The organism is Klenkia sp. PcliD-1-E (assembly GCF_024124375.1).
GTDB lineage: Bacteria > Actinomycetota > Actinomycetes > Mycobacteriales > Geodermatophilaceae > Klenkia.
This window is the reverse complement of sequence record NZ_JAMXRZ010000128.1, coordinates 1-10,955: the sequence shown is the minus strand read 5'-3', so window position 1 is coordinate 10,955 and position 10,955 is coordinate 1. Positions and strand designations below refer to the sequence as shown.

Annotated in this window: 10 protein-coding genes and 1 pseudogene; 4 read left to right on the top strand and 7 right to left on the bottom strand. The window is 74.0% G+C overall.

Going from position 1 to position 10,955, the window contains the following annotated elements; translation table 11 throughout:
• Positions 1-206: 206 nt before the first annotated feature.
• The 7 genes and pseudogenes from NH342_RS19310 to rpmH all read right to left on the bottom strand — a co-directional run.
• Positions 207-1,049, bottom strand: a pseudogene (locus tag NH342_RS19310) (ParA family protein); the annotation flags it as partial.
• Between the two features lie 219 nt (positions 1,050-1,268).
• Positions 1,269-1,931, bottom strand: a complete 663-nt coding sequence (rsmG, locus tag NH342_RS19305) for a 16S rRNA (guanine(527)-N(7))-methyltransferase RsmG (RefSeq protein ID WP_253017356.1) — start codon at positions 1,929-1,931, stop codon at positions 1,269-1,271.
• On the bottom strand, positions 1,928-2,563 hold the full coding sequence (locus NH342_RS19300) for a R3H domain-containing nucleic acid-binding protein (protein WP_253017351.1): 636 nt from the start codon (positions 2,561-2,563) through the stop codon (positions 1,928-1,930). The genes rsmG and NH342_RS19300 overlap by 4 nt, the downstream gene beginning before the upstream one ends.
• 58 nt (positions 2,564-2,621) lie before the next feature.
• On the bottom strand, positions 2,622-3,701 hold the full coding sequence (gene yidC, locus NH342_RS19295) for a membrane protein insertase YidC (RefSeq protein WP_253017350.1): 1,080 nt from the start codon (positions 3,699-3,701) through the stop codon (positions 2,622-2,624).
• Positions 3,694-4,008, bottom strand: a complete 315-nt coding sequence (gene yidD / locus NH342_RS19290; RefSeq protein ID WP_253017349.1) for a membrane protein insertion efficiency factor YidD — start codon at positions 4,006-4,008, stop codon at positions 3,694-3,696. The genes yidC and yidD overlap by 8 nt, the downstream gene beginning before the upstream one ends.
• A complete protein-coding gene (gene rnpA, locus NH342_RS19285) occupies positions 4,005-4,376 on the bottom strand; it encodes a ribonuclease P protein component (protein WP_253017348.1) in 372 nt (123 codons plus the stop codon). Before rnpA ends, yidD begins: the two co-directional genes overlap by 4 nt.
• Position 4,377: 1 nt before the next feature.
• Positions 4,378-4,515 (bottom strand): 50S ribosomal protein L34, encoded by a 138-nt coding sequence (rpmH, locus tag NH342_RS19280; RefSeq protein ID WP_040338882.1) that lies wholly within the window; start codon positions 4,513-4,515, stop codon positions 4,378-4,380.
• 690 nt (positions 4,516-5,205) lie between these two features.
• On the opposite strand from rpmH, the gene dnaA reads away from it, so the two are divergent.
• The 4 genes from dnaA (at position 5,206) to recF (ending at position 10,949) form a co-directional block, all read left to right on the top strand.
• Complete coding sequence (gene dnaA / locus NH342_RS19275; protein ID WP_253017347.1) at positions 5,206-7,047, top strand: chromosomal replication initiator protein DnaA; 1,842 nt, start codon at positions 5,206-5,208, stop codon at positions 7,045-7,047.
• A 510-nt stretch (positions 7,048-7,557) separates the two neighbouring features.
• Positions 7,558-8,712 (top strand): DNA polymerase III subunit beta, encoded by a 1,155-nt coding sequence (dnaN, locus tag NH342_RS19270; protein ID WP_253017345.1) that lies wholly within the window; start codon positions 7,558-7,560, stop codon positions 8,710-8,712.
• 97 nt (positions 8,713-8,809) lie between these two features.
• A complete protein-coding gene (gene gnd, locus NH342_RS19265) occupies positions 8,810-9,742 on the top strand; it encodes a phosphogluconate dehydrogenase (NAD(+)-dependent, decarboxylating) (RefSeq protein ID WP_253017343.1) in 933 nt (310 codons plus the stop codon).
• Position 9,743: 1 nt separating this feature from the next.
• Positions 9,744-10,949, top strand: coding sequence for a DNA replication/repair protein RecF (recF, locus tag NH342_RS19260; RefSeq protein ID WP_253017341.1), 1,206 nt, complete (start codon positions 9,744-9,746; stop codon positions 10,947-10,949).
• Positions 10,950-10,955 lie beyond the last annotated feature (6 nt).

The following is a 10,955-nucleotide window of genomic DNA, read 5'->3' as shown; positions in this document are numbered from 1 at the left end:
GGCCGCGGGCGTGGCGGTGGCCGCCGGCGCGCTGGTGGGGATGAGGGCTGCCAGGCCCCGGCCGAGTCCGCCGCGCTTGGTCATGAGTCCTCCTGGGATCGGGTCGCCACGGACTGACCGAGGACGAGGGCGTTCAGCGGCGGGGCGGCCGGCGGTGCGGCGGCCGGGGAGGGCTGGGCGGGCACGAGCGGTTGCAGCTGCGCACCCCGCACGGCGAGCTCGCGGGCGGCCTCCACGTAGCTGGTGGATCCACGTGAACCCGGGTCGTAGGTGAGCACCGACTGGCCGTAGCCCGGGGCCTCGCTCACCCGCACGTTGCGCGGGATGACGGTGGACAGCACCAGCTCGCCGAAGTGGTTGCGCACCTCGTCGGCGACCTGGTCGGCCAGCTTGGTCCGGCCGTCGTGCATGGTCAGCAGAATGGTGCTGACGGCGATGCCTGGGTTCAGGTGCGCCCGCACCAGCTCGATGTTGGACAGCAGCTGGCCCAGGCCCTCCAGCGCGTAGTACTCGCACTGGATCGGGATGAGCACCTCGTCCCCGGCCACGAGCGCGTTGAGCGTGAGCAGACCCAGGGAGGGCGGGCAGTCGATGAGCACGTAGTGCGGCCGTTCGTCGGCGGGCAAGGCGTGCAGGTGCGCCTCGATGGACCGGCGCAGCCGGTGCTCGCGGGCGACCACGCTGACCAGCTCGATCTCCGCACCCGCGAGGTCGATGGTCGCCGGCACGCAGCGCAGGTTCGGCGAGGCGGTGGTCGGGTGGGTGACCTCGCCGAGGGTGGCGTCGCCGACCAGGGCGTCGTACACCGACGGCGTGCCGACGACGTGCTCCACGCCGAGGGCGGTGCTGGCGTTCCCCTGCGGGTCGAGGTCGATGACCAGCACCCGCAGCCCGAACAGCGACAGTGCGACCCCGAGGTTGACCGTGGATGTGGTCTTGCCGACGCCGCCCTTCTGGTTGGCGACCGTCAGCACCCGGATCCGGCCCGGGGGAGGGAAGGGGTCCTGCTCGCCGGCGTGCAGCACCCGGGTCGCGCGCATCGCCTCCATCGCGATGGGGCTGTCGAACTCAGCTCCGGCCGGCGGGAGGTCGGCGGCCAGGCTGCTGCGCAGCCGTTCGCCCGGGTCCGTCATGCCGAAGTCCTCCTCACCCGATCGTGTTCCACGTGGAACCCGATCGGGTCGCTGTAGCCAGTTCCACGTGAAACGCCGGCCGTGGAATTCCGCGCACCAGCCTACGGGTCGACGAGTCGACCCCGGGCACGGCGATCAGCGGCCCGCGCGCGTCATCACAACGACCTGCGTGGCGGCCTCGCCCAGCTCCGTACCGACCGGGCGGACGTGCACGTCCCGCATCCCCGCCGCGGCCAGCTCGGGCACCAGGGCGGGCACCTCGGCGGCCGCCGTCGCACCGACCAGCGCCACCAGCTGGGCACCGGGCCGCAGCATGCCGCGCACCCACCCCACCAGCCGCGGGAGCGGAGCCACCGCCCGCGCGGTGACGACGTCGACCGGGCCGACCGCGCGGACGACGGACTTCTCCTCCGCACGGCCGCGCACCACCGTCCAACCGGTGCCCAGCTCCTCGACCACGTGCTGCAGGAACTCCACCCGGCGGGCCATCGGCTCGACGAGGGTGAGGGTCAGGTCGGGCCGGGCGAGCGCCAGCGGGATGCCGGGCAGCCCCGCCCCACTGCCCACGTCCACCACACGCGCCCCGTGCGGCACGGCCTCGGCGACCGCGACGCTGTTGAGCACGTGCCGCTCCCACAGACGGGGCACCTCGCGCGGGCCGATGAGGCCGCGCACCACGCCCTCCCCGGCGAGCAGCTCGACGTAGCGGCGGGCGCCGTCCAGCCGGTCGCCGAAGGCCGGCGCAGCGACCGGCGGCTCGGCCGGGACGTCGGCCGGCCCCCGACCCGGGTCGCTCACGAGGCGGGCAGGACCACGACGCGGCGGTTCGGCTCCTCGCCCTCGGACTCGCTGCGGACGCCGTCGGCAGCCGCCACCACGTCGTGCACGACCTTGCGCTCGAACGGGTTCATCGGCGCCAGCCGCTCCGCCGACCCGCTGGCGGCCACCCGGGCGGCGGCCTGCCCGGCCAGCTCGGTGAGGTCGGCACGCCGCTTCGCTCGGAACCCGCCGATGTCGAGCATCAGCCGGCTGCGGGTGCCGGTGGACTGAGCGACGGCCAGCCGGGTGAGCTCCTGCAGGGCCTCCAGAGTGGCGCCGCCGGGGCCGATCAGGGTGGTCAGCTCGCCGCCCACGACGGCGACCGAGGCGCGGTCGCCCTCGACGTCGAGGTCGATGTCGCCGTCCACGTCGAGGATGTCCAGCAGTCGCTCGAGGTAGTCCCCGGCGACGTCGCCCTCCTGGACGAGCAGGTCGTCCTCCTCGTCGTCCTCGTCCGCCTCGTCGTCGGCCTGGTCCGCGGTGCCCTCCGCGGTGTCCTCGAGGACGTCGACGGGCTCGACCACGGCGTCGGCGTCGGCCGGGTCGGCGTCGGGCAGTGCGGTCTCGGGCAGTGCGGTCTCGGGTGCGGTGCTGCTCTGCGGGGTGCTCACGTGGTCTCCTCCTGGGGGAGCGACGGCGGCCGGGGTGGACCCGGGGGTGGGGGAGGGGTCAGCGCCGGCGGCGCTTGCCCCGGTTGGCCGGGCCGGCCGAGCCGCCCGCAGCGCGTGGTCGACTCCCACCGCTGGTGCGCCCGCCGGTGCCGTTGCTGCCGGCGGTGCCGTTGCCGGGCGCCGGGTCGGCCGCCGCGGGGCCGGCGTCCTCGGCCGCCTCGACGGTCGGGGCGTCGTCGGCGTCGGACGACGTCGCCGGGGCGCGCTTGGGGCGGACCGGCTTGGCCCCGGGCTTGGGCGCGAGCAGCTTGGGGTCGATCCTCGGCTTGTCCGCCTCGGCCTTGGCCAGCGCGGCCGGGGACCCGGGCGGCGGCATCTTCTTGAGGATGTAGAACTGCTGGCCCAGCGTCCACAGGTTGTTGGTGAACCAGTACAGCAGCACCAGGATCGGGAAGAAGAAGCCCGAGACGAAGAGACTGATCGGCATGCCGTAGAGCAGCAGCTTCTGCACGGTGGCGGCCTGGCCCTCGACCGGGCCGGAGCGGCGCTGGATCTGCTTCTGCGTGTAGAACGTCGTGAAGCACATGATGATGATCAAGATCATCGCCACGACGCGGATGTTGGTGTAGCTGCCACCCGTCAGCTCGAGGATGGCCTGTTCCTTCTCGCCCACCATGTTGAACGAGGAGGCGATGGGGGCGCCGAACAGCTTCGCGGTCGCCGCCTGCTGGGTGAGGTCGTTGTCCCAGCTGTAGAGACCCGGCTTGCCCGGGGCGATGCGCCGCAGGACGTGGAACAGACCGATGAAGATCGGGATCTGCGGCAGGATCGGCAGGCAGCCGGCCAGCGGGTTGACCCCGCGCTCCTTCTGCAGCGCCATCATCGCCTGGCTGAAGCCCTGCTTGTCCGCGCCGTACTGCTTGCGCAGCTTCTGGATCTCCGGCTGGATCTCCTGCATCGCCCGCTGGCTCTTCACCTGCTTGACGAACAGCCGGAACAGCAGGATGCGGATGGTCACCACGAGCATGACCACCGACAGCGCCCAGGCGATGCCGCCGGCCGGGTCCAGGAAGGTGGAGAACAGTGCGTGCCACTGCTTCATCACCCACGCGATCGCGGTGTACAGCCAGTCAAGCAACGCGGGCCTCCGAGGGCGGCGGGGTCGGGGGGCAGGGCCGGGACCCCGCCGGGGACGCTGTGCCAGACGAGTGAGCTGCCTGGACGGTTCCGGGGACGAGGTCGATGCCGCCGCGGTGCCACGGAGCGCACTTGGCGATCCGCACCACGGCCAGCCAGCCACCGCGGGCGGCGCCGTGCACCTGCACCGCCTCCTGCGCGTACTCGCTGCAGGTGGGGGTGAAGCGGCAGCGCGGGCCCAGCAGGGGGCTGATGCCGCGCCGGTAGAAGCCGATCAGGCCCAGCAGGGCCCGGGCGCCGGCGCTCACCGGTCACCCAGCACGCGGTCCAGGCCCCGGCTGAGGTCACGGCGCAGGGTGGCGGCGTCGGCACCGGCCGCCTCGGGCCGGGCCCGGACGACCAGGTCGGCCTGCGGGGGCAGACGGTGCAGCTCGTCGCGCACCAGGTGCCGCAGCTGGCGGGTCACCCGGTGCCGGCACACCGAGTTGCCGACGGTCTTGCCGACCACGAAACCGGCCCGCGGCCCGCACGGGGGGTCACCAGGACCCCCGTTGCGGACGACGGGCCGTTCGGGGAGGTAGTGCACGACCAGGGTCGGGCGCCCGGCACGCCGGCCGGAGCGGACGACCACGGTGAACTCCGGACGCCGGCGCAGGCGGGCCTGCGCAGGCAGCACGTCAGGCGGAGAGCTTCTCGCGGCCCTTGCGGCGACGGCCGGCAAGGATGGCGCGACCGGCACGGGTGCGCATCCGGAGCCGGAAGCCGTGGGTCTTGGACCGGCGACGGTTGTTCGGCTGGAACGTGCGCTTGCTCACGAGGTGCTCCCACTGACGACGACGAGGTGGCGACCACCGACCGGGCGGTCGCACAGCGGTGCCGGGCGGCGACCCGGCGGTGCGCCGGACCCCTGCCTGCACCGAGGCTGGTGGTCTGCGCCCAGGACCGGGACCACGTGGCGGGCACGCAGCAACCGTCCGCTGTGCACAGACACAGCCAGCATAGCCGAGCCGGCCGCCCCGGCGGTGGCCGCCCGCGGCAGGTCCGCGGCCGGCCCCTCCCGGGGACGCCACCAGGGGCCCGGCTCGGGCTGGACCAGGGCTCGGCGCGGGCTCGCCGAACCACACCGGTGTCGTTGCCCGCCTGTGGACGGTGCTGTTAGCGTCGCCTCGCTCGCCACCGGTCGAGAGGGTCGTCCCGGGTGGTCCCGACCACCATCGGTCCACCCCCGGCACCCGGCCCGGTCCACACCCCCCGTCCGCACGCTGACCAGGGCGGACACCCCGGACCGGCCCGATCGGGCCACCCTCTGCCACAGCACGTCCCCAGCCGTCGTCCACACTCTGTGGACAGCGGTGTGGACCCCGCCCGGACCCCGGTCCACAGCGGTGGACCCACCCGGGGACGACGGGGCCGGTACGGCGGTCGCGCACCGGGGCGTCGAGCACGGCGACCAGCTCGGCACCGGGCGCGCAGCAGACCGACGGGGACGGAAGGGACGGAAGTCGATGGCCGACACCACCGGCGAGCTGGGACCGGTCTGGGACCGGATCCGGGAACGCCTGGCCGGCGACCTGACCCGCCAGCAGAACGCGATGCTCGGCCTCACCCGCCCCCTCGGCCTGGTCGAGGGCGTCTTCGTCCTCGCCGCGCCCAACGAGTTCACCCAGACGGTGCTGGAGTCCCGCATCCGCACCGCGCTCACCGAGGCGCTCACCGCGGAGTTCGGCCGGGAGACCAAGGTCGCCGTCCAGCTGGAGGACGCCCCGCCGGCCGGCGATGCCCGCCACGATGCCTCCGACGGGGCCCGCCCCGACGCGCACCGCGAGCCCGAGCGGCCCGCGCGCACGGTCCCCGACCGACCCGACGCCGGACGCCCGGACGGCGACCGGTACGACAGCAACCGCTACGACGCCGACCGGTACGACGGCGACCGTTTCGTCAGCGGTCGGTACGACGGCGACCGCCCCGGGGCCGACCCGTTCTCGGGCGAGCGGTCCGACGGTGACCGCACCGACGCCGAGGCGTGGGGTGACGGCGACCGGGAGCGCGGCGAGCGGGACCGCGACGCCGAGGACCGCGCCGCCCGGGCGCAGGCCGACGACGGCCGCACCGCCTTCGGCGTCCGCACCGACGTCTGGCTGCCTGAGTCCGGCGACGGCCGCGACTGGTCCCGCGGCAACGGCGCGCCGGCCTGGGACGCCCCGCGCACCGACCCCCGCCGCCCGGCCCCCTGGGACGGGCCCGGCACCGACGGCGACCCCACCCCCGGGCCCGCCCGGCGCACGGCGGCCGGCGGCCGCACCGGCGGGGGCGACCTCGGCCTGAACCAGAAGTACGTCTTCGACAGCTTCGTCATCGGCAACAGCAACCGGTTCGCCCACGCCGCCGCGGTCGCCGTCGCCGAGGCCCCGGCCCGGGCCTACAACCCGCTGTTCGTCTACGGCGACTCCGGCCTCGGCAAGACCCACCTGCTGCACGCCATCGGCCACTACGCGGCGCGGATGTTCCCCGACGTCCGGGTCCGGTACGTCTCCACCGAGGAGTTCACCAACGAGTTCATCAACCTGGTGCACTCCGGCCGGGCCGAGGACTTCCGCCGCCGCTACCGGGACATCGACTTCCTGCTCATCGACGACATCCAGTTCCTGGAGCGCGCCGAGCGCACGCAGGAGGAGTTCTTCCACACCTTCAACACGCTGCACAACGCCAGCAAGCAGATCGTCATCACCAGCGACCGGCCGCCGAAGAAGCTGACGACGCTGGAGGACCGGCTGCGCACCCGCTTCGAGTGGGGGCTGATCACCGACGTCCAGGCGCCGGACCTGGAGACCCGCATCGCGATCCTGCGGAAGAAGGCCTACGGCGAGCGGCTGCAGGCCCCCGACCCGGTGCTGGAGTTCATCGCCAGCAAGGTGCAGACCAACATCCGCGAGCTCGAGGGCGCGCTCATCCGGGTCACCGCCTTCGCCAGCCTGAACAAGCAGCCGGTCGACCTGGCCCTGGCCGAGCTGGTCCTCAAGGACCTGATCAGCGACGAGCAGGGCCCGCAGATCACCGCCGCGATCATCATGGCCGCGACCGCCGAGTACTTCTCCGTGACGATGGAGGAGCTGCAGGGCGCCAACCGCAGCCGCACGCTGGTCAACGCCCGGCAGATCGCGATGTACCTGTGCCGCGAGCTCACCGAGCTGTCGCTGCCGCGCATCGGTGCCTCCTTCGGCGGCAAGGACCACACCACGGTCATGCACGCGGTCAAGAAGATCACCGGGCTGATGGGCGAGCGCCGCGCGACCTACACCCAGGTCACCGAGCTCACCGCCCGGATCAAGTCCCGCGCCCGCCAGTAACGCCCCCGCCGGGGTCGACAAACCCCTTCATCCCCAGATCTGTGCACAGGGTGGGGACTACCGGTCCCCATGTCGACCCCCGCCGTACCCAGGAACTGCACGGGTTCTCCCCGGTCCGTCCCCGATCGGGTGGCCTGGGGATCCACCGGGGGTCGGACCGGGACAGCGGGTGGACCGGGGGTGGACGCGGACGGTCACCGGTGGAGGACGGCCGACGAATCCCCATGTCGACCCCAGCCGCACGGTCACCGGCCCACACCGCGCCAACAGCCCCGCACCGGCTCTGACCTGCGCCGACGTCCTCGGTCCCCAGTACCCACACCTGTGATGACGAGGATGAGGGAGTTCCCTCGAGGAGTTCTCGAACCACACCCTGGGTGTGCACGTGCGGTCGACGAGTCGACAGCAGGGGGCAGCAGGAGGAGCGGGGAGGGGCATTCGACGCCGGGCGCCCCGGCAGGGGAGACTGTCGCCCGCACCAGATGAGGACCCGCAGGACGACGAGCAGGGGTGGACGACGACATGAAGTTCCGGGTGGCACGCGAGGTGCTCTCCGACGCGGTGGCGTGGACGGCGCGCAGCCTGCCGCCGCGGCCGTCGGTCCCCGTCCTGGCCGGCATCCTGCTGGAGGTGCAGGGGGCCTCCCTGTCGGTCTCGGGCTTCGACTACGAGGTCTCCGCCCGCGCCGAGGTCGACGTCTCCTCCACCGAGGACGGCCGCACCCTGGTCCCCGGTCGGCTGCTCGCCGAGATCGTCCGCGCCCTCCCGCCGCACCCGGTCGACGTCGTCGCCGAGGGCGCCCGGTTGGCCATCACCTGCGGCAACGCCAAGTTCTCCCTGCCCACGCTGCCGGTGGAGGACTACCCGTCGCTGCCGTCGCTGCCCTCCACCGCCGGCGTCGTGGACTCCGACGCCTTCGCCGAGGCGGTCGGCCAGGTCGCCGTCGCCGCCGGCCGCGACGACACCCTGCCCATGCTCACCGGTGTCCGGTTGGAGATCGAGGACGACCGGGTCACCCTCGCCGCCACCGACCGCTACCGCCTCGCCGTCCGCGAGTTCGCCTGGCGGCCCGAGGTCGCCGGCCTGTCGGCCGCGGTGCTGGTGCCCGCGCGCACGCTCGCGGACGCCGCGAAGACGCTGACCAGCGGCCCGGAGGTCGTGCTGTCGCTGTCCTCGGGCGGCACCGGCGAGGGCATCCTGGGCCTGTCGGGCAAGGACCGGCAGACCACCACCCGGCTGCTGGACGCCGAGTTCGTCAAGTACCGGGCGATCATGCCGAACGAGTCGGCCTCGCACGCGCTGCTGCCGGTCGGTGCCTTCACCGACGCGGCCAAGCGCGTCGCCCTGGTCGCCGAGCGCGGCACGCCGCTGCGCTGCGAGTTCACCCCCGGCCAGGTCACCCTGCGGGCCGGCGGCACCGACGACGAGGGCCAGGCGGAGGAGCGCTGCGACGTCGAGTTCGACGGCGACCCGCTGACCATCGGGTTCAACCCGACGTTCCTGCTCGACGGGCTGGCCTCGGTGCACACCGAGCGCGCCCGGATGGACTTCACCAGCGCGCTCAAGCCCGCGGTGCTCTCCGGCCACGAGGAGCCGGCCGAGGACGGCGCCCCGCGCCCCGGCTCCTACCGCTACCTGATCATGCCGGTGCGCCTCCCCGGCTGACCCGCCGCGCGGCCCGGCACCGGGGCGAGCACGATGGGCACCGCCCGGGGGCAGTGCCGCCCGCACCGGGGAGGAGACCGACTGGAGGAGGACCGGCGTGCAGCTGGGGTTGATCGGACTGGGCAAGATGGGCGGCAACATGCGCGAGCGTGTCCGCCGGGCCGGGCACGAGGTGGTCGGCTACGACCGCTCGCCCGAGCTGCAGGACGTCGACAGCCTCGAGGCGCTGGTCGGCGCGCTGGAGGCGCCGCGCGTGGTGTGGGTGATGGTCCCGGCCGGTGACCCGACCCGGGAGACCGTCGAGGCGCTGGGCAACCTGCTCGAGGCCGGCGACGTGGTCGTCGACGGCGGCAACTCCAAGTTCACCGACGACCAGGCGCACGCCGACATGCTGGCGGAGAAGGGCATCGGCTACGTCGACGCCGGCGTCTCCGGCGGTGTCTGGGGCCTGCAGAACGGCTACGCCCTCATGGTCGGCGGGTCCAAGGAGGACGTCGCCAAGGTCCAGCCGGTCTTCGACGCCCTCAAGCCGCCGGTGGACGCCGAGGACGACTCCCCGGCCGGTCAGGGCGCGGGCTTCGTGCACGCCGGTCCCGTGGGCGCCGGGCACTTCGCCAAGATGGTCCACAACGGCATCGAGTACGGGATGATGCAGGCCTACGGCGAGGGCTACGAGCTGCTGACCGCGGTCGACCTCGTCGAGGACGTCCCCGGCGTCATCGCCTCCTGGACCCAGGGCACCGTCATCCGCTCCTGGCTGCTGGACCTGCTGGTGCGGGCGCTGCAGGAGGACCCCGGCCTGGAGGACATCACCGGCTGGGCCTCGGACTCCGGCGAGGGCCGTTGGACCGTCGAGCAGGCCATCGAGCACGCCGTCCCGATGCCGGCGATCTCCGCCGCGCTGTTCGCCCGGTTCGCCTCCCGGCAGGAGGACAGCCCGACGATGAAGGCGGTGGCCGCCCTGCGCAACCAGTTCGGCGGCCACGCCGTCCAGGCGGCCAAGGACCGCGAGGTCGAGGACCCCGCCTGACTTGTACGTCCGACATCTGCAGCTGGGGTCCTTCCGGAGCTGGGAGGCCGTCGACCTGGCCCTGACGCCGGGCCCGACGGTGCTCGTCGGCCGCAACGGCCAGGGCAAGACCAACCTCGTCGAGGCGGTCGGCTACCTGGCCACGCTGGGCAGCCACCGGGTGTCCTCCGACGCCCCGCTGGTGCGGCACGGCGCCGAGCAGGCGGTGGTGCGCGCCGCGCTGCGCAAGGAGGACCGCGAGCTGCTGGTCGAGGTCGAGATCAACCCGGGCCGGGCCAACCGGGTGCGGGTCAACCGTTCCCCGCTGCCCCGCCCCCGGGAGCTGCTCGGGCTGGTCAAGACCGTGCTGTTCGCCCCCGAGGACCTCGCGCTGGTGCGCGGCGACCCGACCGAGCGGCGCCGGTTCCTCGACGACCTGCTGGTCAGCCGCACCCCGCGGCTGGCCGGGGTCCGCTCGGACTACGAGCGGGTGCTCAAGCAGCGCAACGCCCTGCTCAAGACCGCCAAGCTCGCCCGCGGCAACCTGGCCACGCTCGAGGTCTGGGACGGCCACCTCGCCGACCTCGGCGGCCAGCTGCTGGCCGCCCGGCTGCGGGTGGCCGCCGACCTCGACCCGCACGTGACCGCGGCCTACGCCGGCGTCGCCGGGGACGGTGCGGACACCGCGAGGCTCGGCTACACCAGCACGGTGCCGCTGGCCGGGGACGGGACGGCGTTCCTGCCCGGCATCGGCGTCCCGTCGGCGGCGGAGCTGACCGCGGCGCTGGCCCGCCGGGTGGAGGAGCGGCGCAAGGACGAGGTCGACCGCGGGGTCACCCTGGTCGGCCCGCACCGCGACGACCTGGTGCTGCACCTGGGCCCGGCGCCGGCGAAGGGGTACGCCAGCCACGGGGAGTCCTGGTCGTTCGCGCTCGCGCTGAAGCTGGCCTGCTTCGCGCTGCTGCGCGCCGACGGCGAGGAACCGGTGCTGGTGCTCGACGACGTGTTCGCCGAGCTGGACGCCGGCCGGCGCACCGCGCTGGCCGAGGTCGCCGGCACCGCCGAGCAGTGCCTGATCACCGCCGCGGTCGCCGAGGACGTGCCGGCCGCGCTGCGCGGCACCCGGGTGCAGGTGGCCGGGGGGACGGCGACGGTGCTCACCGCCCCGCCACCGACCGGGGTCGACGCGCCCGCCGGCGCGGAGGAGGCTGGCGAGCGTGGCGGATGACCGGCC